Origin of the sequence: Sulfurimonas sp. HSL-1656 (genome assembly GCF_039645585.1) — a bacterium.
GTDB lineage: Bacteria > Campylobacterota > Campylobacteria > Campylobacterales > Sulfurimonadaceae > Thiomicrolovo > Thiomicrolovo subterrani.
In genome coordinates this window covers 2,219,497-2,241,747 of record NZ_CP147915.1, presented here as the reverse complement: position 1 = coordinate 2,241,747, position 22,251 = coordinate 2,219,497, and the positions used below count along the sequence as shown (strand labels likewise).

Annotated in this window: 18 protein-coding genes; 17 read left to right on the top strand and 1 reads right to left on the bottom strand. The window is 58.6% G+C overall.

The genetic code is table 11. From position 1 onward, the window contains the following. Positions 1-4: 4 nt before the first annotated feature. Positions 5-1,318, bottom strand: coding sequence for an outer membrane protein transport protein (locus WCX49_RS11500; protein WP_345985224.1), 1,314 nt, complete (start codon positions 1,316-1,318; stop codon positions 5-7). Between the two features lie 187 nt (positions 1,319-1,505). On the opposite strand from WCX49_RS11500, the gene WCX49_RS11495 reads away from it, so the two are divergent. From WCX49_RS11495 to nuoN, 17 genes are all read left to right on the top strand, one after another. Next, complete coding sequence (locus tag WCX49_RS11495) at positions 1,506-2,753, top strand: outer membrane protein transport protein (protein ID WP_345985223.1); 1,248 nt, start codon at positions 1,506-1,508, stop codon at positions 2,751-2,753. A 30-nt stretch (positions 2,754-2,783) separates the two neighbouring features. Then, on the top strand, positions 2,784-4,520 hold the full coding sequence (locus tag WCX49_RS11490) for an ATP-binding protein (RefSeq protein ID WP_345985222.1): 1,737 nt from the start codon (positions 2,784-2,786) through the stop codon (positions 4,518-4,520). 237 nt (positions 4,521-4,757) lie between these two features. Continuing rightward, positions 4,758-5,147, top strand: a complete 390-nt coding sequence (locus WCX49_RS11485) for an NAD(P)H-quinone oxidoreductase subunit 3 (RefSeq protein WP_345985221.1) — start codon at positions 4,758-4,760, stop codon at positions 5,145-5,147. Next, complete coding sequence (locus tag WCX49_RS11480; RefSeq protein ID WP_345985220.1) at positions 5,129-5,638, top strand: NADH-quinone oxidoreductase subunit B family protein; 510 nt, start codon at positions 5,129-5,131, stop codon at positions 5,636-5,638. Before WCX49_RS11485 ends, WCX49_RS11480 begins: the two co-directional genes overlap by 19 nt. Continuing rightward, positions 5,638-6,444: an NADH-quinone oxidoreductase subunit C gene (locus WCX49_RS11475; protein WP_345985219.1), complete on the top strand. Its 807-nt coding sequence runs from the start codon at positions 5,638-5,640 to the stop codon at positions 6,442-6,444. Before WCX49_RS11480 ends, WCX49_RS11475 begins: the two co-directional genes overlap by 1 nt. Positions 6,445-6,452: 8 nt before the next feature. Beyond that, positions 6,453-7,691: an NADH dehydrogenase (quinone) subunit D gene (nuoD, locus tag WCX49_RS11470; RefSeq protein WP_345985218.1), complete on the top strand. Its 1,239-nt coding sequence runs from the start codon at positions 6,453-6,455 to the stop codon at positions 7,689-7,691. Between the two features lie 14 nt (positions 7,692-7,705). Continuing rightward, entirely contained in the window at positions 7,706-7,927 is a 222-nt protein-coding gene (locus WCX49_RS11465; protein WP_231019198.1) for an NADH-ubiquinone oxidoreductase subunit E family protein, read from the top strand. Between the two features lie 12 nt (positions 7,928-7,939). Then, positions 7,940-9,973, top strand: coding sequence for an FAD-dependent oxidoreductase (locus tag WCX49_RS11460; protein ID WP_345985217.1), 2,034 nt, complete (start codon positions 7,940-7,942; stop codon positions 9,971-9,973). Between the two features lie 9 nt (positions 9,974-9,982). After that, complete coding sequence (locus WCX49_RS11455; protein ID WP_345985216.1) at positions 9,983-12,250, top strand: 2Fe-2S iron-sulfur cluster-binding protein; 2,268 nt, start codon at positions 9,983-9,985, stop codon at positions 12,248-12,250. After that, the gene (locus WCX49_RS11450) at positions 12,243-14,738 is read left to right on the top strand and encodes an NADH-quinone oxidoreductase subunit G (RefSeq protein WP_345985215.1); all 2,496 of its coding nucleotides are present in this window, start codon (positions 12,243-12,245) and stop codon (positions 14,736-14,738) included. The genes WCX49_RS11455 and WCX49_RS11450 overlap by 8 nt, the downstream gene beginning before the upstream one ends. Next, positions 14,739-15,731: an NADH-quinone oxidoreductase subunit NuoH gene (nuoH, locus tag WCX49_RS11445; RefSeq protein ID WP_231019193.1), complete on the top strand. Its 993-nt coding sequence runs from the start codon at positions 14,739-14,741 to the stop codon at positions 15,729-15,731. Positions 15,732-15,740: 9 nt separating this feature from the next. Continuing rightward, entirely contained in the window at positions 15,741-16,355 is a 615-nt protein-coding gene (gene nuoI, locus WCX49_RS11440) for an NADH-quinone oxidoreductase subunit NuoI (protein WP_345985214.1), read from the top strand. Between the two features lie 9 nt (positions 16,356-16,364). After that, on the top strand, positions 16,365-16,940 hold the full coding sequence (locus WCX49_RS11435; RefSeq protein ID WP_345985213.1) for an NADH-quinone oxidoreductase subunit J: 576 nt from the start codon (positions 16,365-16,367) through the stop codon (positions 16,938-16,940). Then, positions 16,937-17,245 carry an NADH-quinone oxidoreductase subunit NuoK gene (gene nuoK / locus WCX49_RS11430; RefSeq protein ID WP_345985212.1) on the top strand — a complete coding sequence of 103 codons (309 nt, stop codon included), beginning with the start codon at positions 16,937-16,939 and terminating at the stop codon, positions 17,243-17,245. The genes WCX49_RS11435 and nuoK overlap by 4 nt, the downstream gene beginning before the upstream one ends. Before the next feature lie 5 nt (positions 17,246-17,250). Continuing rightward, on the top strand, positions 17,251-19,155 hold the full coding sequence (gene nuoL, locus WCX49_RS11425; RefSeq protein ID WP_345985211.1) for an NADH-quinone oxidoreductase subunit L: 1,905 nt from the start codon (positions 17,251-17,253) through the stop codon (positions 19,153-19,155). Between the two features lie 3 nt (positions 19,156-19,158). Continuing rightward, positions 19,159-20,733: an NADH-quinone oxidoreductase subunit M gene (locus WCX49_RS11420; RefSeq protein WP_345985210.1), complete on the top strand. Its 1,575-nt coding sequence runs from the start codon at positions 19,159-19,161 to the stop codon at positions 20,731-20,733. Then, the gene (gene nuoN / locus WCX49_RS11415) at positions 20,733-22,241 is read left to right on the top strand and encodes an NADH-quinone oxidoreductase subunit NuoN (protein ID WP_345985209.1); all 1,509 of its coding nucleotides are present in this window, start codon (positions 20,733-20,735) and stop codon (positions 22,239-22,241) included. Before WCX49_RS11420 ends, nuoN begins: the two co-directional genes overlap by 1 nt. The last annotated feature ends 10 nt before the right edge of the window (positions 22,242-22,251 follow it).

Genomic DNA, 22,251 nt, shown 5'->3' with positions numbered 1-22,251 from the left:
CCTCCTAAAATTTCATGCTCAGCTGGGCGCTGAGGATGTCTACGCTGGAATTGTAGGTTCCCTTGAGGGTGTGGTTGAGTTCCGGAAGACCGGATTCAAAGGTATTCTCGATCTTCGTGGTTGCGACGAAGAGGTGGCTGTAGGCCGCGTCGATGCTGAGCATGCCGTTTACGGCATACCCCGCACCCAGCGAAAGCCAGAAACGGTCGTTGTCCGGGATGCGCGGGGTACGGCGGTAACGGTTCTTGACGGCCTTCTGGTCATAGGCGATCCCCGTCCGGAGTACGAGCTTCTCGCTGACATGAATGCGCTCGCCGATTGCGACACGCCACTGATCCTGGTAATCCTCTGTCGTGACGGAATCGGGCTGGGCCGGGTTGTCGTACTTGATACGAAGCTCTTCGAATGTGCTCCACTGCGTCCAGGTGACGTCGGCCATCAGGTCAAGGACCCCGAAACTGTGAAAGAGGCTCAGCGAGGCGGAGGCCGGCAGGGTGACGTCGGCGCTGAGGGTCGTATCGGTAAAAGCGCCGGTACTGACGATGGGGGCGGCCGCCGCGGGGACGCGGAAGTCGGCGTCGCCCTCGACATGCTGGTCGATAGCGGAACGGTAGGCGAGGGCAATCCGGGTATGTTCATCGACATTGTAGAGTACCCCGACGTTCCAGCCGAAGGCCAGGTCGTTGTAATTGTCGCCGGTCAGGTTTGCAAATCCGTCCGCGCTGCCGGGGCTCCCGAGCAGGGCACCGAAGTCGACGGCGCTGGTGAGGGTAATGTCGAGCAGCTGGAGGCTGACCCCGGCGCCGACGCTCCAATGTTCGTCGATCCGGTAGGCGACTGCAGGGTTGATGTTGACGGTTTTGAGGTCCGATTCGACGGCGTGGTAGCGTCCGATCCAGTCGTCGTCATACTTTGTCACCAGCCCGAAGGGGGCGTTGATGCTGATCCCGGCGAAGAGCTGCTCACTGACCTGGCCGCTGTAGTAAAAGGTCGGGATCACGGCCGGGGTGTTGCTGTTCGCATCGGGACCGCCGAGAGCGCTGCCGTCGGCAAAGGTGGAACCGGTGTTACTGAAATCGGCCGTCGGGAAGATGGCGTTGATCGCCCCGACGACGTTCTGGCCCTTCAGCAGGGTCATCGAGGCGGGGTTGAACCAGACGGTCGAGGCATCCTCGCCTGCCGCCCCGCCCGAAGCATAGGCCACACCCATGCCTGAGGCTGAATTCTCGATGATGCCGAACCCGGCACCGTGTGCGCCCGCCGCGGCGAGCAGCAGCGCCGCGGCGCTGTAAAACGGATGAAGACGCAAGCTTCCCATAGGTCATTCCCTCTCTTCGTTGTTAGTGCAGCTGTTACTATAGAGGAGATCGCTATAAAATGAGATTAAACGTATCGGAACAGCTACCCACGATTGATGGCGGCACGCCACGGTATTATGACAATTCTAGGCGTCAATTGGATACCATAAGCCTATAGATAGACTCTGTGGATCAGGAGAGAGATAGATGAAGAGAGCGCTTCTGCTGGCGACGGCGGCTACGGCATTGACGGCCGGGGGATACCGCATCCCCGAAAACTCAATCAACAGCCTGGCACTGGCTGCGGCCTATGCCGCCAATGCCAACGGGGCGGATGCCACCTATTACAACCCGGCGAACATGGTCTTCGGCGATGCCGCGCAGAAGGCGGAGGCGGCCCTGACCTATATCGGGCTGACCGGGGTGCATTTCAACGGGTCCGCGCCGCAGGCCGGGGTTGTCGGGACGGATACGAGCGGCTCCGATGCGGAGCCCGAGCACTTTCTCGTCCCGACGCTGCATTACGTCTCCCCGGCTTTCGGCGACTGGCGCTTCGGTGCTTCCATGCTCTCTCCCGGCGGCCTCTCCAAACGCTGGAACGACCAGCCGGCGCGAAGCTACGCATGGGAAGTGACCGTGCAGACCATCGAGTTCAATCCGACGGTGGCCTACCGCATTACGCCGGAGCTCTCCGTCGGGGGCGGCCTGCGGGCGCTCTACGTGCAGGGCGTTGTCAAAAGCGGCTCCATCGGCTCACGGGATATGGCGGGCGACGGGTTCGCGTTCGGGTACAATCTGGCACTGAGCTACCGTCCGACACCGGCGCTGAAACTGGCGGCAACCTACCGCAGCAGCGTTGAATTCGATATCGAAGGGGATGCAAAACTCTACTTCCCCGATGACGGCGCCTACAACGGTACGCTGCTTTACGATGTGGGCGGTTCGGTCGGCCTGCCGCTGCCGGCGGTGCTGCAGGTGGCTGCGGCGTACACCTTCAATGAGGGAACGGCGCAGTCGACGACGGTCGAATTCATGTACGAAAAAGATTACTGGTCTGTCTTCAAGGACCTCGATTTCGATTACGACACCGATATCGGGGCACTGGCCATGTATTTTGACGACCCGATCCCGAAGAACTGGAAGGATACGAACGTCTACCGCCTGGGCGTGACGCAGGGGCTTGACGAATGGACGCTGATGGCGGGTATCGCGATCGACGAGACCCCGGTGCCGGAGAAGACGCTCAATTTCGAGCTCCCCGACGCCGATGCGATCATCTTCTCCGCCGGGGCGCGCTATCGTCTGGACGAGGCGTGGAACTTCGGCGGCGGGCTCCTCTATGACCGTAAAGAGGACCGCAGAATCGACGGCACCGTCAATGACAATGAAATCGACGGGATCTTCAAGAATACGGCCGCCATCCTGGTGACACTGGGTGCGGAGTACCGTTTCTAGGCCCCGAGCAATACAAAGGAAGTGACTGAAGTGAAATATCTGGTGGAGTTCGTTGAACGCGGGGAGGTGGAGCAAAGCACCATCTTCGCCCAGCTCAAGTGCGGTGTTGAAGAGGCAAAGATCCTTCAGGCGATGGCGCGCCGCTATATTACCGGGCAGGAGGACAGCGGGGTGCTGGAGCTGCTGCAGGAGCTTTTCGGGGAGGAGGAGTACGGTTTTCTTGCCCACCTTGATCAGATCAAGAACCTGCTGGAGCTCGGCTGGATCGCCCAGCAGAGCTTCACGCCGCTGAAAGTCAGCGAGGCGTGCAACCTGGAACTGCTCAATACGTCGGTGGCGCTCAGCACCCCGTTCCTGCGGCTGCTGGAGCTGGGGTCGCTGGAGATGACGCTGCCGGAGATCAAACCCTACGAAGATCACCTGGAGTACCTTCAGGACCAGTTCTTCCGCATCGAGCTCTACCAGAAGATCAGTACCGTCCGCCACCAGGGAAATGAACAGTCGCTCTCCATCCACCGTCTGCAGAACAAGCTGGAGATCCTGGAGAAACGGATCGGGGAGCGGATCGCCCAGACGACGTCGGAGATCGCCCTGGAGAAGTACATCCGTACCAGCGAACTCGAAGGCAAGGAGGAGGTGATCTTCCTGGCCCTGCTCAAAGAGGAGTACAGCGCCGGGGACAACTCCCTGCGTGAAATGACGGCGCTGATCGACCTGATCAGCAGCGACGAGTACGACCGTATCCGCAACCGCTCCCTCCTCGAAGAGGGCTCCAAGCTGCTGACCGAGGAGATCATCGACTACGAGGAGATGCTCAACCCCTTCGGCGGGATCGCCCGCGCTTTCTACATCGTCGACGAGGTGCTGCAGAACATCATGCATCCCCAGAAAAAGAAGAAGGTGCACAAGCTCAAACTCGACATGCTTATCAAGGAGCAGGAGATCTTCGAACTGGTGGACCCCACGACATCCCTCGATGACGTCGTGCTCAACCCTTCGACGCGGCGGGTGCTTGACAACCTGATGCACCAGATGGACAAGCGGGTCGTACAGCGGCTCGTGGAGTGGGGTGTCAAGAGCAAAAAACAGGGTGTCGACGCGCGTATCATCTTTTACGGCCCTCCCGGCACCGGCAAGACGATGACGGCCTACTCGCTCTCCAAGTCTCTGAAGCGGCAGGTGCTCAGCTTCGACTGTTCGAAGATTCTCTCCATGTACGTGGGCGAGAGCGAGAAGAACGTCCGGAAGATCTTCGATACCTATAAAGAGCTGACGGAGAAGACGAAGACGGAACCGGTGCTGCTGCTCAACGAGGCCGACCAGTTCCTGAGCGCGCGCTCCTCCGGGACGGGCAGCAGCGCCGAGCAGATGCACAACCAGATGCAGAACATCTTCCTCGAGCAGATCGAGGCGTTCAAGGGGATCCTGATCGCGACGACGAACCTGCTCGAGAACATCGACAGCGCCTTCTCGCGCCGTTTCAACTACAAGATCGAGTTCAAACGCCCCGACCGCGAACAGCGCCGCACGCTGTGGGAGAAGATGCTTCCCGTAAAAGCGCCCTATGCCGCGGATTTCGACATCGAGAAACTCGCCGGGTACGACCTGAGCGGCGGGCAGATCAGCCTCGTGATCAAGAATACCGCCTTCAACGTCGCGACGATGGAGGAGCCGCTTTTTACCCTGGAAGCCTTCGTCGAGGAGATCGAAAAAGAGAAACGGGGTACCTTCGATACCGAAAAAGCGATGGGATTCCTCCAGGGGTGAATATTTCAGCAACCCCCTGCTTTTCTTTGCTACAAAATGAAACAACGCCTCCTGCACCCTCATTTTTGACCTGTTTCCATCGGTGACATGCTCCCCAATTGGGAAGGCCGAATTTAGGGGTTTTAATGACCTTTTCGCTATATTGCTATCAACTGTTTTTATATTGAATCTCGCCTGGAGAAAGCCCCGAAATTCTGGGATTTCCCCGGTCTGATACCACTAAAAAAGGTAAGATGCATGGAACATGTAGATGTTGCTCACCCCTATTTCGGGGTCTTTATCCTCTTCGTGCTGACCTTCGGCGCCTTCTACGGCACGACGGTTCTGGCACGATGGGCCAGCCGCGCTATGGCGGCAAAAGATACGGAAAAGATCAAACTTTCCATCTACGAGTGTGGACCGGAAGTGACCAAACAGCCCAACAGAATCTCGCCGCAGTTTTACCTGTTCGCGCTGCTGTTCTTGCTGTTTGACGTGGAGATCGTTTTCATGTTCCCGTGGGCAATCGACTTCAAACTGCTCGGTTGGTTCGGTTTTGCGGAGATGATGCTTTTCATCCTGCTGCTGGCCATCGGTTTCGTGTACGCTTGGAAGAAAGGAGCACTTGAATGGCACAACATCAAGTAAATTTCATGCAAGACGGCGGGCTTCCCGTCGCACTGACGACCGTCGACAAGGTGGTCAACTGGGGGCGCTCGAACTCGCTTTGGGCCCTGACATACGGTCTGGCCTGCTGCGGGATCGAGATGATGGCTTCGGGGGCTTCCCGTTACGACTTCGACCGTTTCGGTACGATCTTCCGCGCGTCGCCGCGCCAGTCGGAAGTCATGATCGTCGCGGGAACGCTGACGAAGAAGCATGCCGAGTTTATTCGCCGTCTGTACGACCAGATGACGGAACCCAAATGGGTTATCTCCATGGGCTCCTGCGCGAATACGGGCGGGATGTTCAATACCTACGCCACCGTGCAGGGGTGTGACCGTGTTATTCCGGTCGACCTCTACCTGCCGGGCTGTGCCCCGCGTCCGGAGACCCTGCAGTACGCGGTCCTGATGCTGCAGAAGAAGATCCGCAGCGAAAAGGCGATCAAAGCCCAGAAACCGAAAAGGCTGCTGTAATGAGACGCTATACCCCGAAAGACGACGTACAGGCTAAACCTTACTATACGGACCGCTACTGGGTCGCACCGCAGGTCGCGAAAACCGACGTCAGCGAAGACGAGATCTTCGCGGCGGACCTCGCAGCGATCAAAGCGAAATTCGATGTCAGCGAGGCCTACATCCAGGTCGAGCAGATGGTCGTTTACATCAAGTCTGAGGATAACTACGGCGTCCTGGAACTCCTGCGCGACGAGCTGGGCTACACGCAGCTCTCCGAGCTGAGCGCCATCGACTGGCTCGCGGAAAAAGGGCAGTTCGAGGTCTTCTACCAGATGCTCAGCATGTCCAAGCGCAAACGCCTCCGCATCAAGATGTTCATCGATGAGAACGAAGCGGTCAACAGCGTCGAGAAGCTCTTCCGCAGTGCCGACTGGAGCGAGCGCGAGATGTTCGACATGTTCGGCATTAAACTGAACAACCACCCGTTCCCCAAACGCATCCTCATGCCGGACGACTGGGAAGGCTGGCCGCTGCGCAAGACCTACCCGCTGCAGGGCGACGAGTTTGCCGCATGGTACGAAGTCGACAAGATCTTCGGCAAAGAGTACCGCGACATCATCGGGCCGGAGCTGCGCGACCCGGCGGAAGTCAACCGCTACGATACGACACGTTTTGCACGCCTGGGCCACGAAGTGCCGAAGGGTACGGATATCTCCGAGGGCGAAACGAAGAAGGATCTCGATTACCAGGAAGAGGGCGGCGTCTTCATGATTTCGAAATTCCACGAAGAAAAATCTGTCGTTATTGAAGACAGAGACAGATAAGGCGAGCTATGCAACAGACGAACCGATTACGACCGTTTTTTGAAAATATCACCTTTGAGCGTGACGACAACGAACTCGTGCTCAACTTCGGACCGCAGCACCCCTCCGCGCACGGCCAGCTGAGACTGATGCTGCACCTCCAGCAGGAGCAGATCGTCAAGGCGCACCCGGATGTCGGCTACCTGCACCGCGGGATGGAGAAGATGGCGGAGAACATGATCTACAACGAGTTCATGCCGACGACAGACCGTATGGACTATATCGCGTCCTCTTCCAACAACTACGGCTTCGCCCTGGCGGTTGAGAAGCTCATCGGCCTCGAAGTGCCGCGCCGCGCGAAAGTCATCCGTATGATGCTGCTCGAGGTCAACCGCCTGATGTCCCACCTCTTCTGGCTGGCGACGACGGCACTCGACATCGGGGCCATGACGGTCTTCCTCTACGCTTTCCGCGAACGCGAATACCTGATGGACCTCGTCGAGGATTACTGCGGGGCGCGCCTGACGCACGCGGCGATCCGCATCGGCGGCGTGCCGCTCGACATCCCGGACAACTTCCTAGGCGACCTGAAGAAGTTCCTGGACAAGCTCCCGCAGAACATCAAGGACTACGAGGACCTGCTCGACCAGAACCGTATCTGGAAGATGCGTATGGAAAACGTCGGGACGATTTCGACGGAAATGGCCCTCTCCTGGGGCTGTACCGGGCCGATGCTGCGTGCTTCCGGTGTCCAGTGGGATATCCGTAAAGAGGAGCCGTACGAACTTTACGACGAAGTCGAGTTCGACATCCCGTGGTCCGACAAGGGCGACAACTACGCGCGTTACAAGATCTACATGGCCGAGATGCGCGAGTCCGCGAAGATCCTCTACCAGACGATCGATATGTACGAGGAGACGGTCAAGAACAACCAGACCGAACTGATGGCCCACGCGCCGCAGTACATCTCCGCGCCGAAGCTCGACATCATGACGCAGAACTACGCGCTGATGCAGCACTTCGTCCTCGTCACGCAGGGGATGCGCCCGCCGGTCGGCGAGGTGTACGTCCCGACCGAGTCTCCGAAGGGGGAACTGGGCTATTTCATCAACAGCCAGGGCGGCGCATACCCGTACCGCCTTAAGCTGCGCGCGCCGTCGTTCTGGCACACGGGGATCCTCACGGATCTTCTCCCGGGCCACTACATCCCGGACGTCGTCTCCATCATTGGAACGACCAATATCGTCTTCGGCGAAGTCGACCGTTAATAAGGAGCGCATGAATGTTACGTTACGACCTTAGACATCTGCACAATGAGTTTGATGGCCGCATGATGGAGATCATGCAAACGGCTCCTGCGGGCGAAGTGATCATCTTCCTGTTCGAAGTGGGTGATTTCTCGCCGGTACAGCGCAGTGCCGACCTGATGAAAGAGCAGGGATACGAACTGCTCAATTCGTTGAAGTTCAACGAAGTCGACTGGACCCTTGTTGTCCGCAAATAAGAGGAAGAAAAGTTGAGTAAAGTCTATTTCTCCACGTGGAAATCGGAGCAGATTAACAATATCGGCAAATCCGAAGAGGCGTGGGAAGAGAGTGCATACAAGCTGCCGATGCAGTACAACGAGCACAGCGACGCCAAGGCCTTTATCGGCTGGGACGGCGTTGCGCTGTACGATCCCGAGGTGGATGTTGTACGCCTGGCAACCGAGTATGCCGCGCAGTATCAGGTCTACTCCGAGGCGTGCGGGCGCTGTGCCCCCGGACGCTGGGGCGGACGGATCCTGTACGACCTTCTGGACAAGATCGCCCGGGGCGAAGGTGCGCTCAGTGACATGGATCACCTCAAAGAGGTTGCGCGCAATATGCAGCTGACGTCCAAATGCGAGATCGGTAAAACCGTACCGAACCCGCTCTTGGACCTGATGACGCATTTCGAAGCGGACTTCCGTGCCTGCATCGATGAGCAGAAGCCTTCGAAGCACTACAACGAGGAAGTCGGATACATCGCCAAGATCACGGCGCCGTGTACGGACGCCTGTCCGGCGCACGTCGACATCCCGGCCTACATCGAGGGTGTCCGCGACCTCCGTTTCGACGACTCCCTGATGGCAACGCGCCAGACGATGCCGCTGGCGCATACCTGCGGCCGCGTCTGTCCGCATCCGTGCGAGGACGAGTGCCGCCGTACGAACCTGGACGAGCCGATCTCCATTATGGCGCTCAAGCGCCTCGGTGCCGACTACGAGACCGACCACGGTTTCGGCTTCTTCCATCCGGAGGAACAGAAACCTTCCACCGGCAAAAAAGTCGCCATCGTCGGTGCGGGCCCTGCTGGCCTTACGACGGCGTACTACCTGGCCCTCGAAGGGGTCCACTGCGACGTCTACGAAGAGCTGCCGGTCCTCGGCGGCGAAGTCACCGTCGGCGTCCCGGAGTACCGCATGCCGTGGGACAAGTATGAGAAGGATATCGAGGCCGTCAAGGACCTCGGCGTCAACTTCATCCTGAACACCCGCGTCACGGCGGATATGATGCGCCAGTTCGAAACAGACTATGACGCCGTCATGATCGCCTCGGGCACGCGGATCTCCAAGAAGGTCTACTGTGACAACGAGCGTCCGGAGATCACCGGTTACTGGGGTGCGATCGACTTCCTCGACCGCGTCAACCTCTACGTCAAGTTCGGGATCACCCTCACCGAAGAGCAGAAAAAAGAGTATGCCATCGACTGCGACTACGTCGACCTGACGGGCAAGACCGTCGTCTGTGTCGGGGGCGGTTTCACCTCGATGGACGTCGTACGCTGCTCCATCCGTGCCGGTGCGAAGCGTGTCGTCATGCTCTACCGCCGCGACGAGAAGACGATCATCCGCAACACCACCTACGAAGAGTACCACGAGGCCGTCGAAGAGGGCGTCGAGTTCATCTTCCACTCCGCGGTGCAGAAGATGAATGACGAGGATGACATCCTCAAGTCCCTCACCGTCGACAAGTTTGAACTGGTACCCGATCCGGACGGCGGGCGTCCGCAGCTCGTCAAGATCGAAGGGGCTTCCTTCGAGATGGAGTGCGATTACCTGATCCCGGCGGTCTCCCAGAGCGCGGACCTGAAGTTCCTCCCCGAAGAGTGGGAACTGGAGATGACCTCCTGGGCGACGCTGAAGACGAACGGCAAGGACTATATGACCTCGCGCAAGGGCATCTTCGCTTCCGGCGACTGCGAATACGGTCCGATGACCATCGTCAACGCCGTCGGGCAGGCGAAACGCGCCGCCTCCGTCATGGCACGCTACGTTCAAACGGGCGAAGTGACGCTGAGCGACGACGAGGTCATGGAAGACCAGCTGCGCAAGATGCGGGTCTACGACAAGAACGAGAAGGTCACGGGGTGGCTGCCGGGTCTGCCGCGCCAGCACAGTGAAGTTCTCGACGTCGATATCCGCAAGGTAAACAACATGGAGGTCAACTTCGGTCTGACCCAGGAGCAGGCGATCGCCGAGGCGGAACGCTGCATGCGCTGTTACTACATCGCGATGGTCGCGCAATAAGGAGGCCGGATGAGTGAAATGATCAACTTTACGATTGACGGCCGCAAAGTCAGCGCGAAAAAGGGCGAAACCATTCTCAAGGTTGCCCGCCGCGAAGGGATCTATATCCCGACGATGTGTTACCTGGAGAAAACGAACCCGGCGGCGTCATGCCGTCTGTGTGTCGTGGAAGCCGAGGGCGTCGACGGGATGGTCCTGAGCTGCCAGACACCCCCGACCGAGGGACTGGCCGTCATTACCAACAACAACGTCCTGCACGAAGAGCGTACGAACATCATGCGCCTTTACGACGTCAACCACCCGCTCGAGTGCGGGGTCTGCGACAAATCCGGTGCCTGCGACCTGCAGAACAAAACGCTGGAGTTTAATGTCGGTGCCCAGCACTTTACGGCGAAGGAGCAGTCGCGCAAGATCGAGCACTGGGGGCTGATCAACTACGATCCGAACCTCTGTATCATGTGCGAGAAGTGTACGCACGTCTGTAACGAAGTGATCGGCGATGATGCCATCGAACTCAAGTTCGGCGGTTACAAATCGACGATCATCCCGAAAAACAGCGAGCAGCTCGACTGTACGTTCTGCGGCGAGTGTATCGCCGTCTGTCCGGTCGGCGCGCTGGTGAGTGCGGATTTCCAGTACAAGGCCAACGCCTGGGAACTGGAGCGCATCCCCTCCACCTGTGCCCACTGTTCCGCGGGCTGTGCGCTGGAGTACGAAGTAAAGACCTCCGGTGCCGCCAAGCCGGGCGAAGAGCGGATCTTCCGTGTCACGAACAACTTCGAGTTCGCTTCCCTGTGCGGGGCGGGGCGTTTCGGCTTCGACTTCGACGTGAAAGGCGAAAAGAACGGCAAAGCGTTCGTCGCTGCCCTTGACGCTATCAAAGGCGCCGAAGCGATCCGCTTCTCCTCCGTCATCACCAACGAAGAGGCGCTCATCCTGCAGCGCCTCAAGGAAAAGACGGGCCTCAAGCTCTATAACGAAGATGCCCGCCGTTACGGCGCCTTCGTCGACGCCTTCGGCTCTACGGCCGACGGCAAGGCGGAACTGGCAACCATGGCCGACCTCAAGGCCAGCGACGGCATCGTCGTGATCGGCAGCCGCATCGGGACCGACAACCCTGCGCTGCGCTATGCGATGACGACGGCAGCCCGCCACCGCGGGGCGAAGATCGTCTACATGCATCCGCTCGAGGATGCGCTGATGCAGAATGTCGTGACGCAGTTCATCAAGTACGAAGTCGGGACCGAAGAGGGTGTCATGGCGCTGCTGGTGCAGGCACTCCTTGCAGGCGTCGAAACGAACAAGACGACCGAAGCGTTCCTCGAAGCGCTCGACGACGGCTACCTCAGCGCGGAGAGCAACGTCGGCGAAGAGGAGCTGGCCCTGATCGGCAAGCAGTTCAAACGCGCCAAGGCGAAAACCCTCGTCCTGGGAAGCGATCTCTTCGCCCACCCGCGCGCGGAAAACATCGCGAAACTGGCCGGGCTCCTGGCACGCTTCGGCGGCTATAAAGTCGTTGTCGCCGCCAGCGAAGTCAATACGGTCGGGGTCTCCCTGGTCTGCGACCTCGATGCGGACAGCGGCAGCAATGCCGGCGTCGTGGGCTACAACGCCGCCGGCGGTTTCGTCATCGCCGCGGACGCCGATGCGGATCTGACCGTGGCGGCAATGAACCAGCAGGAGGGGACGGTGGTCAACCTCGACCGCCAGCTCCTGCCGATGAACGTCGCCGTAGGCTTCGAGGGGTACGTCCTCAACGACCTGGCGAACGCCCTGGGTGTCGGCAAGCGCTACACCATCGACTTCACGCCGGAACTTCCGGCCGAAAGAGGCTTTAAGCCGGTCGCCTTCGACGCCCTGGAGAATTTCTACTCCCCGTTGGGCGAGGACAAGCGCGGCTACCGCCTGGAGAAGGCCAAAAAGCCCGCGGCGCAGAAGTGCGACGAAGTCGAGGAGCTGCCGGAGTTCAACGGGACGGTTGTTTACGCCTGCAACCCGGTCCTGCAGTTCAACCGCTTTACCGCGCGTACGGCACAGCTGGAGAAAAACGATGAACTGCGCGGCAGCGAACAGTTCGCCGTGGCGGCGCGCCTGGGCGACGGCGACCTTGTCGTCATCGGCAGCGGCGACGCGGCCCGCGAACGCCGTTTTGTCATCGATCCGAGCCTGAAAGGGACCATTGCCCTTGAACCGACCTTCGACCGCGGTCTTTCCGTCGACCCGGGGGCGTACAGGTTTGAGAAAGTCAATATTATGAAAGCGAGTAACGATGAGTAAAATCACTATCACCATCGACGGCCGGCCGATCGAGTGCGAAGAGGGCGAATACATCCTCAACGCGGCGCGGGCCAACGGCATTTTCATTCCTGCCATCTGTTACCTGACGCGCTGTAGCCCGACGCTGGCGTGCCGTATCTGTCTGGTAGAGGCCGACGGCAAGCAGGTGTACGCCTGTAACGCCAAGACCAAGGACGGGATGGATATTACGACGACGACGGACAACATCGCGACGGAACGCCGTGCGATCATGGAAGTCTACGACGTCAACCACCCGCTGCAGTGCGGGGTCTGCGACCAGTCCGGCGAGTGTGAACTGCAGAACTACACCCTGGAACTGGGTGTCGATTCGCAGAGCTACTCCATCGCCGACGTCGAGCGTCCCATCAAAGACTGGGGACACCTCCACTACGATCCGGGCCTCTGTATCGTCTGTGAACGCTGTGTCACCGTCTGTAAGGATATGATCGGCGACAACTCGCTCAAAACCGTTCCCCGCGGCGGCGACGCGATCGATGCGGAATTCAAAGAGACGATGCCCAAAGACGCCTACGCGATGTGGAACAAGCTCAACAAATCCGTTATCGGTCTGACTTCCGGCGAAGAGATGCTTGACTGTACCTCCTGCGGCGAGTGTGCGGCGGTCTGTCCGGTCGGCGCCCTGGTCGACACGGACTTCGTCTACACGACAAACGCGTGGGAACAGCAGAAGGTCCCGGCAACCTGTTCGCACTGTTCGGCGGGCTGCCAGCTCAACTACGAAGTGAAGCACACCTCCGTTGACAGCAATGAAGAGAAGATCTACCGTACGAGCAACGAGTGGAACTACGTCTCCCTCTGCGGTGCGGGACGCTACGGCTACGACTTCGAGAACCGCGGTGTCGAAAAAGACGAAGCGGCCTTCGGCGCGGCGATCGCAGCCTTCGATAAGGCAGATACGATCCGCTTTACGAGCACGATCAGCAACGAAGAGGCGCTGATGCTGCAGAAGCTGAAGGAACTCAAAGGGTACCGCCTCATCAACGAGGAAGCGCGTACGTTCAAAACGTTCCTCGACGACTATGCAGCGGTCAGCGGCCAGCAGCTCTACGGCGGCGACCTGAAGATGGCGCACGATGCGAACTTCGTCGTCTCCGTCGGTACGGCGCTCAAATCGGACAACCCGAACGCACGCTACGCCTTCAACAACGCCATCAAGATGAACAAGGGCGCGGGGATCTATTTCCACCCGCTGGCCGACCCGGTCATCGAAGGGATCGGCAAGGGGGTCTTTACGGCCTACCACAAACCGCTGCGCGAAGAGGCGGCACTCTATCTGATCCTCGACCTTTTCGGGGACAAAGAGAAGCTTCCTGCCGACGTCACGGAGTACCTGGCATCCTTCCACACGCTCAAAACGATTACGGTCGAAGAGACGATCAAAGAGAAGGTCGTCGAGAAGGTGATGGTCAAAAAGGTCAACGAGGAGACGGGCGAAGAGGAAGAGGTCGAGGAAGAGAAGACGACCATGGTTCCCAAGAAGGTCTCCAAAGAGGTCGAAGTCGACGAGAACCGCCTGCTTGAGCTGCTCGATATCGACACGAAGGCGTGGGACGACTTCCTGGACAAAAACCTGAAGAAAAAAGATGCCTTCGCCCTTATCGCGGGTCCGGACCTCTATACGCACCCGAACGCGAAGAACCTGGCGCGCCTCTGTGCGCTCGTCGAGAAGTACACGGACTTCAGCCTCACGATGATTCCGCCGCTCAGCAATACGCTCGGCGTGGCGCTCATCTGCGACCTCGACAGCGAAGCGGGCGACTACAGCATCGGCTACAACACGAAGGGCGACTTTACCCTCAGCGCGTTGGGAGGAGGCGACCTCGATATGCCGGCGATGAACCAGCAGGAGGGGACGCTGACCGGCATCGAGAAGCGTGTCAACCCGACCAACGCGGCGCTGCCGTACGGCGGCTATGAACTCAACGACATCGCCAATGCCCTCGGGTTGAATGCGAAGTACGCCATCAACTATACGGCGCAGCTTCCGGTTGCGTGCGGATTCGAGGCGCGCGAGTTCGACAGCCTGCCGAACCGTTTCGAGAACGACGGCACGGAAGTCCGCGGCTACGCGCTGAACAACGTTGCCGTTGCAACGGGTGACGAAGCGGTTGAAAAGATCGATGAAGCCCTGGCACTCGAAGGCGAAAACGTGATCTACGCGGCAAACCCGGTACGCCAGTTCACGGCCTTCACGATGAAGCCGCACCAGCTGAACGAAGAGAGCGGTATTTACCTCTCTCCGGCACAGCTTGCAGCGATGGGCGTGGCTGCAGGCGACACGGTCCGCGTCAAAACGGCTGCGGGCGAACAGAGCCTGAAAGTGGTCGAAGACAACAAGATCGACGGCAGCGTTATGTGCGTCACGACGTTCGATCCAAACATCAAAACAGAGGAGCTGTTCGGCGCATACCGCTTTGCGACAGCATCCATTCATAAGGAGGGGTAAATGGATACAGCATTTATTATCGAGACGCTCGTCAAGATCGTCGTGGTACTGCTGGTCTTCTCGGCACTGGCCGGCTTCGGAACCTATTTCGAACGTAAAGTGCTCGCGTTTATGCAGCGCCGTCTGGGGCCGATGCACGTCGGTCCGTACGGCCTGCTGCAGATCGCAGCCGACGGGATCAAGCTCTTTACCAAAGAGGACATCGTTCCGTCCGGCGTCGTCGGGCCGATCTTCAAGATCGCACCGGTCATTACGGCGGCAACGGCATTCATGGCGGCAGCGGCGATCCCGTTCCTGCCGGAGTTCACGCTCTTCGGCTACACGGTGCACCCGATCATCGCCGACGTCAACATCGGGATCCTTTATATCCTGGGCGTAATGGCCATCGGCCTCTATGGCCCGCTGCTGGGGGGTATGGCGTCGAACAACAAATGGTCGCTTATCTCCGCGGCGCGCGGTGCGGCGATCTTCATCTCCTACGAGGTGGTCACGGGGCTGGCGCTGCTGGTACCGCTGATGATCATCGGGTCGCTCTCCTTGCTGGACTTCAACGAGTACCAGGCGGCGAACGGCTGGATGGCCTTCGCGCACCCGATGGGCTTCATCTCCTTTATCCTCTTCTGGATCGCGGCGTTTGCCGAGACGGGACGTACGCCGTTCCACCTCGTCGCCAACGACCACGAGATCATCGACGGTTTCGGTACGGAGTATTCGGGCATGCGCTGGGGTCTCTTCTTTATCGGGGAGTATGCGAACATGTTCTTCATCTCCTTCGTGATGGCGATCGTCTTCCTCGGCGGATACGGTGACGGTACGGTGATGGGCGCACTGGGCCTCCTGCTCAAAGTGGCGTTCTTCTTCTTCTTTTTCCTCTGGACACGTGCGGCATGGCCGGATGTCCGTCCGGACCAACTGATGTGGCTCTGCTGGAAAGTGCTGATGCCGCTCGCGGTTATCAATGTCGTTGTTACCGGCATTGTGATGATGTTTTAAGGGGTCGTGATGAGTCTGGAACAATTTACTGACAGAAACGTGCAGCAGCACTACTTCAAGGTCGATATCGAGGACTATCCGGAAACGGGATGGGACCGGTTCAAACAGGTGGTCAAGCGGGCGGCGAGCGGCGAGCTTTTCGTCGGCCTCTGGGTCGTCATGCGCGAGATGATCAAATTTGACATCCATACCGTGCAGTACCCGAAAGAGAAGCTGCCGATCGGGCCGCGCTACCGCGCCGTTCACGAGATGCAGCGCCTCTTCGAATCCGGTACGGAACGCTGTATCGGCTGCGGGCTTTGCGAGAAGATCTGTATCTCGGATTGTATCCGCATGGACACGCGCATCGACGAGAACAGCCGCAAAGCGGTGACGGAGTATACGATCAACCTCGGCCGCTGTATCTTCTGCGGCTACTGCGCCGAAGTCTGCCCGGAGCTGGCGATCGTCCACGGGCCGCGCTACGAGAACACCTCCGAGCAGCGCGAACACTTCATCCTGTTCGAGGATATGCTGACCCCGATCGATATGGCGATCAAGGGCGAGCAGAAAGAGTACCCGGGATTCGGTGCCGTTACCCCGAACGAAGATGCGCGCGTCACGAAGACGCCGCTGGCGTATTAAGGAGCCTGAATGGAAGCTATTGCATTTTACCTTTTCGCGGTCCTGACCATCGCGATGTTCTCCTACACCGTGATGAGCAGCCAGGCCCTCTACGCCCTGAGCTCCATGGCGGCGGGGATGATCATGATCTCGGCGTTCTTCTTCCTGCTGAACGCGGACTTCCTGGGGGTCGTCCAGATCATCGTCTATACCGGTGCGGTCATGGCCCTGTACGCCTTCGGTATGATGTTCTTCGATACGACGCGCGCGGTCAAAGAACATAACACCTCCAAGGTGATCGTCCTGACGCTGAGCGTCCTGGCGACCCTGCTCGTTATCGCGATCTTTACCATGCCGATCGCGGCCGAGAACATCAGTGCGGCCTTCCCGGAACCGGCGGATGTCGAGAACCCGAAAGCGGTCGGTATCGTCCTCTTTACGAAGTACCTCGTCCCCTTCGAGGTCGCTGCCGTGATGCTGCTGGTCGCCATGATCGCCGGTATCGTCATGGCCGGTAAGAAGATGGACCGCAGCCTCACGAAAATGAAAGAAGAGGAGATCGCGATGATGCATCAAGAAGAGACTCAGCAGAAGGTGACATTATGATGGAAATCGGACTGACACACTACCTGGTACTTTCTACGGTACTGTTCGCGATCGGTCTCGTCGGCGTCATGCGCCGCAAGAACCTCCTGATGCTCTTTATGGCGTCGGAGATTCTGCTCAACGCCGTCAACGTCGCGTTTGCCGCCATCGGCCACTACTACGGTGACCTGACGGGACAGATGTTCGCGTTCTTCGTCATCGCCATCGCGGCGTCCGAAGTCGCGGTCGGCCTCGGCCTGCTGATCATCTGGTACAAGCGTACCGGTACGATCGATCTTGATACTATGACATCGATGCGAGGGTAATAAGAATGGAAATGTATCTCTATATTGCACTGTTCGCACCGTTTGTCGGCTCGCTTTTCGCGGCGCTGTTCGGTGCGTCACCGAAAACGCTCTGGACGGGGGTTGTCACCTCGGCGCTGCTCTTTGCATCGTTCGTCTCAAGCGTCACACTGTTTGTTTACCTGCTCCAGGGCGGTGAACCGATCCATACGGAACTGATGACATGGATGGAGACGGGAAGCCTCTACATCCCGTTCGGCTTCGTCGTCGACCAGGTGAGCGCAACGATGATGATCGTCGTCACGACGGTCTCCACGGTCGTTCACGTCTACGCGATCGGCTACATGGACCACGACAAGGCGTTCAACCGCTTCTTCGCATGGCTCTCGGCGTTCGTTTTCTCCATGATGATCCTCGTCATGAGCGACAACTTCGCCGGCCTCTTTATCGGTTGGGAAGGCGTCGGCCTCTGTTCCTGGGCCCTGATCGGTTTCTGGTACCACAAAGAGTCTGCAACATGGGCGGCGAACGAAGCGTTCATCATGAACCGTATCGCCGACCTGGGCATGCTGATCGGTATCTTCCTGCTCTACTGGCACACAGGCAGCCTGCAGTATGACGTCGTCTTCCCGGCCCTTCCGGCACTCGACACTTCCGTACTGACACTGATGGGAATTTTCCTTTTCATCGGTGCGATGGGTAAATCGGCGCAGTTCCCGCTGCACACCTGGCTGGCCGACGCGATGGAAGGTCCGACACCGGTCTCCGCGCTGATCCACGCGGCAACGATGGTTACGGCGGGGGTCTACCTCGTCGTCCGCGCCAACCCGCTCTACAGCCTGATCCCGGAAGTCGGCTACTTCATCGCCGGCCTCGGTGCCTTTGTTGCAATGTTCGCGGCTACGATGGCACTGGTCAACCGCGACATCAAGCGTATCATCGCCTACTCGACGCTGTCACAGCTGGGTTACATGTTCGTTGCGGCGGGCCTCGGTGCCTACTGGGTTGCATTGTTCCACCTGATGGCGCACGCCTTCTTCAAGGCGCTCCTCTTCCTCGGTGCGGGTAACGTCATGCACGCGATGAGCGACGAGCTCGACCCGTTCAAGATGGGCGGGCTCTACAAGGTGATGAAGTGGACGGCGATCCTGATGATCCTCGCTTCCGTCGCCCTGGCCGGTATCTGGCCGCTGGCGGGCTTCTTCTCCAAGGACAAGATCCTCGAAGTCGCCTTCAGCAGCGAGCACTACATCATCTGGGCGGTCCTCTGGATCACGGCGGGTCTGACGGCGTTCTACTCTTTCCGTCTGATCATGCTGACCTTCTTCTCCGGTGAAGAGCGATACAAAGAGCACGGTTTCCACCCGCACGAGGCGTACAAGTTCATGCTCTGGGCGATGGCGCCGTTGGCGGTCCTGGCCGTCATTGCCGGATGGTTCGAGCACCAGTTCGTCCACTTCGTCACGGAGCTGCTGCCGACGTTTGAGTTCCATACGCACCACGTCGAGATGATGCTGATTGCCGTCACGTCACTGATGGCAGTAGGCGGTATCGTCGTTGCGGTGCTGCTCTACCGCAAAGGTCTGCTCAACCCGAAACTGCAGCAGACGGCGGTCTATAAACTGCTGTTCAACCAGTACTATATTCCGAAGTTCTACGACGAGTTCTTCTCCAAGCCGTATGCGGAACTCTCCAGAGTCTTCTGGAAACAGATCGATCTCAAAGTCGTTGACGCCACTGTCGACTTCATTGCGACGACGATCTACAAAACAGGTGAGGGGACGCACACGATGCAGAACGGGAACCTCTCATCCATGCTGCGCTGGATGGTCATCGGTACCGTTGGCCTCCTCGTGCTTGCAGTCCTCTACGTCAAACGCTATGACATTCTGGCGCTGATGCAGATGGTATTCCCAGGTTTAGGAGCTTAACCGATGTTTGATCATATTCTTTCGATTCTGATTTTCTTCCCGGCACTGGCCGGTATGCTGGGCTTTATCGTGTCCAAAGAGAGCATCCGCGCCTACGGGATCACGGTCAGCGCCATCGAGTTCGTGCTCTCCCTGGTACTGTGGTATGCCTACGACCCGGCGGTTGCGGGTATGCAGTTCATGGAACAGTTCGCCCTCGTCCCTGCCTTCGGCATCAACTACCTCCTGGGAGTTGACGGGATTTCACTGTTCATTATCATCCTTGCCGCGTTCTTTACGCTGATCGGTATCGCCTCCCTGACGGAGACCCGCCGCGTCAAGGACATGATTATCACCCTGCTGTTCCTGCAGATGACGATGGTCGGTGTTTTCGCAGCGCTTGATGCGATCGTCTTCTACGTCTTCTGGGAACTCTCCCTTGTTCCGATGCTCTATATCATCGGTGCCTGGGGCGGGCCGCTGCGTATCTACGCCTCGATCAAGTTCTTCCTGTACACCTTTACAGGTTCACTGGTGATGCTCGTCGGTATGCTCTTCATGGCGTACTTCTACTTCCAGGCGACAGGCCAGTGGAGCTTCTCGATCCTTGAGTGGTACCGCCTGGTCCTGCCGGAGAACCTGCAGCTGTGGCTCTTCGTGGCTTTCTTCATTGGTTTCGCGATCAAGGTCCCGATGTTCCCGTTCCACACCTGGCTGCCGTACGCCCACGGGCAGGCGCCGACGATCGGTTCGGTCATCCTGGCGGCGATCCTGCTGAAAATGGGAACCTACGCGTTTGTCCGTTTCTCCCTGCCGATGTTCCCGGACGCTTCCGTCTTCTTCATGGTCCCGGTCGCGGTGCTCGCGATCATCATGATCATCTATACGGCGATGGTCGCCTATGCGCAGGAAGATATCAAACAGGTCGTTGCGTATAGCTCCATCTCCCACATGGGTGTCATCATCCTCGGTACCTTCGCAATGAACGTCGAGGGGATCAGCGGTTCGGTCTTCCTGATGATCGGGCACGGGGTCGTCTCCGGCGCGCTCTTCCTGCTCGTCGGCGTCATCTACGACCGCCGCCATACGAAGCTGATGAGCGAGTTCGGCGGCCTGGCGCAGGTGATGCCGCGCTACGCGACGATCTTCGGAATCATGGTCATGGCTTCCGTCGGCCTGCCGCTCACGATCAACTTCGTCGGCGAGTTCCTGAGCCTGCTCGGCTTCTACTCCCAGTCGCATGTGATGACGCTGCTCGCCGGTACGGCGATCATCGTCGGTGCGATCTATATGCTTTCGGCGTATAAGAAAGCGTTCTTCGGGGATGTGACCAAAGAGGAGAACAAGACCCTCAAAGACGTCAACAAAAAAGAGCTGGTCGCGCTGATCCCGCTGGTCATCCTTGCGGTCTGGCTCGGGGTCTACCCGAAACCGGTCCTGACGCCGATCAACAACTCGGTCGAATCCATCGTCCAGCTGATGCATGAGAAGGCGATTACGCCGGAGGCTAAAGCGGCGATCCCGAACCCGGCCGAAACAAAAATCGCCATGGCTTCCGTCTCGGAAGTCGAAGTGGACGTTGAAAGGGAGGCAGAATAATGTTGGAAGCTGTCAATGTATCTTTGGGTGAGCTGAACATTGCCACCCTCGCCCCGATGCTCATCGCGATCACGGGTGCGCTTTCGATCCTGGTCGTCGACCTGGCCAAGAGCGGGCTGCACAAGTCCTTCTACGTCATGGTCTCCCTGCTGTTCCTGCTGCTGGACTTCGGCTCCCTCGTCGATTTCGCCGGTATTTTCACGGAAAACGGCACGATGCTCGGATTCTTCAATGTCATGCTGATGGACGGGATCTCCATCCTTTCGCAGCTGATCATCGTCGGGGCTTCCATGCTCTTCATCCCGCTGGCCCTGACGTCGAAGCGTTTCCACGAGTACAACTACCCGGAGTACTTCTCGCTGTTCCTGTTCATGATCGCGGGCTTCCAGTTCATGGTCGCGACGGACAACCTGATCCTCGTCTTCGTAGGGCTTGAGACGGCGTCGCTGGCGCTTTATACGCTCATCGCCCTGCACAACCGCTCCAAGTCCTTTGAAGCGGCGGTCAAGTACTTTACGATGGGGGCGCTTGCTGCCGGCTTCTACGCCTTCGGCGCGATGATCTTTTACGCGATCAGCGGTTCCGTTGAGATCCATACGATCGCCGAAGTGATGGCGGCGGACGGTTTCAGCAACATCGGTTATGCCAGCATCGGCAGCGTTTTCATGCTCGCAGCCCTCGGTTTCAAGGTCTCCCTCGTTCCGTTCCATACCTGGACACCGGACGTTTATGAAGGTTCCAGCGCGGCACTGGCGGGCTACATGTCCATCGTACCGAAGATCGCGGGCTTCGTCGTCGTCATGCGTCTGTTCGAATTCATGGTCCACAGCGAAGTCGTCTGGCTGCAGGTTATCCTCTACGGCGGTGTCGTCGTGACGATGACGGCGGCGAACATCTGGGCCCTGGTGCAGACCGATGTCAAGCGGATGCTCGCGTACAGCTCCATCTCGCACGCCGGTTTCGTCCTCGCGGCGATCCTGATCGGGACGACACAGGCCAATACGGCCCTGTTCCTTTACTGGGTCCTCTTCAGCTTCACGAACCTCGGTGCCTTTACGATGCTGTGGGTTAACCGCCAGAAGCACCTGCTCCCGGGCCAGAGCTCGGATCACCCGTACGAGAAGTTCGCCGGTATGGTCAAGATCATGCCGTTTGCAGCGGTCCTGATGGGTCTGTTCATGCTCTCGCTGGCGGGTATCCCGCCGTTCGGCCTCTTCTGGGGTAAACTCTATATGATCAGTTCCGCGGTCACCGGCGGCTACACGGTACTGGCACTTATCATGGCGCTCAACTCCGCCATTGCCGGGTACTACTACTTGAAACTGATCATCTTTATGTTCATGAAAGAGCCGGTCATCCATGGCGTACACGAGTACTACATGATGAACGCCTCCCTTTCGCTCAAGACGATCATCGGTATCGCGGCGTTCGCAACGATCTTCGCGGTCATCACGGTTAATCCGCTGATCGAATTCATCGCGACTCTCGTCTACAATTCCGGGTACTGATCCCGGGGCG

What these genes read in the sequence shown, in the direction of transcription:
- WCX49_RS11500 (WP_345985224.1), bottom strand. Translation starts at nt 1,318, where the DNA reads ATGGGAAGCTTGCGTCTTCATCCGTTTTACAGCGCCGCGGCGCTGCTG.
- WCX49_RS11495 (WP_345985223.1), top strand. Translation starts at nt 1,506, where the DNA reads ATGAAGAGAGCGCTTCTGCTGGCGACGGCGGCTACGGCATTGACGGCC.
- WCX49_RS11485 (WP_345985221.1), top strand. Translation starts at nt 4,758, where the DNA reads ATGGAACATGTAGATGTTGCTCACCCCTATTTCGGGGTCTTTATCCTC.
- WCX49_RS11480 (WP_345985220.1), top strand. Translation starts at nt 5,129, where the DNA reads ATGGCACAACATCAAGTAAATTTCATGCAAGACGGCGGGCTTCCCGTC.
- WCX49_RS11475 (WP_345985219.1), top strand. Translation starts at nt 5,638, where the DNA reads ATGAGACGCTATACCCCGAAAGACGACGTACAGGCTAAACCTTACTAT.
- nuoD (WP_345985218.1), top strand. Translation starts at nt 6,453, where the DNA reads ATGCAACAGACGAACCGATTACGACCGTTTTTTGAAAATATCACCTTT.
- WCX49_RS11465 (WP_231019198.1), top strand. Translation starts at nt 7,706, where the DNA reads ATGTTACGTTACGACCTTAGACATCTGCACAATGAGTTTGATGGCCGC.
- WCX49_RS11455 (WP_345985216.1), top strand. Translation starts at nt 9,983, where the DNA reads ATGAGTGAAATGATCAACTTTACGATTGACGGCCGCAAAGTCAGCGCG.
- WCX49_RS11450 (WP_345985215.1), top strand. Translation starts at nt 12,243, where the DNA reads ATGAGTAAAATCACTATCACCATCGACGGCCGGCCGATCGAGTGCGAA.
- nuoH (WP_231019193.1), top strand. Translation starts at nt 14,739, where the DNA reads ATGGATACAGCATTTATTATCGAGACGCTCGTCAAGATCGTCGTGGTA.
- nuoI (WP_345985214.1), top strand. Translation starts at nt 15,741, where the DNA reads ATGAGTCTGGAACAATTTACTGACAGAAACGTGCAGCAGCACTACTTC.
- WCX49_RS11435 (WP_345985213.1), top strand. Translation starts at nt 16,365, where the DNA reads ATGGAAGCTATTGCATTTTACCTTTTCGCGGTCCTGACCATCGCGATG.
- nuoK (WP_345985212.1), top strand. Translation starts at nt 16,937, where the DNA reads ATGATGGAAATCGGACTGACACACTACCTGGTACTTTCTACGGTACTG.
- nuoL (WP_345985211.1), top strand. Translation starts at nt 17,251, where the DNA reads ATGGAAATGTATCTCTATATTGCACTGTTCGCACCGTTTGTCGGCTCG.
- WCX49_RS11420 (WP_345985210.1), top strand. Translation starts at nt 19,159, where the DNA reads ATGTTTGATCATATTCTTTCGATTCTGATTTTCTTCCCGGCACTGGCC.
- nuoN (WP_345985209.1), top strand. Translation starts at nt 20,733, where the DNA reads ATGTTGGAAGCTGTCAATGTATCTTTGGGTGAGCTGAACATTGCCACC.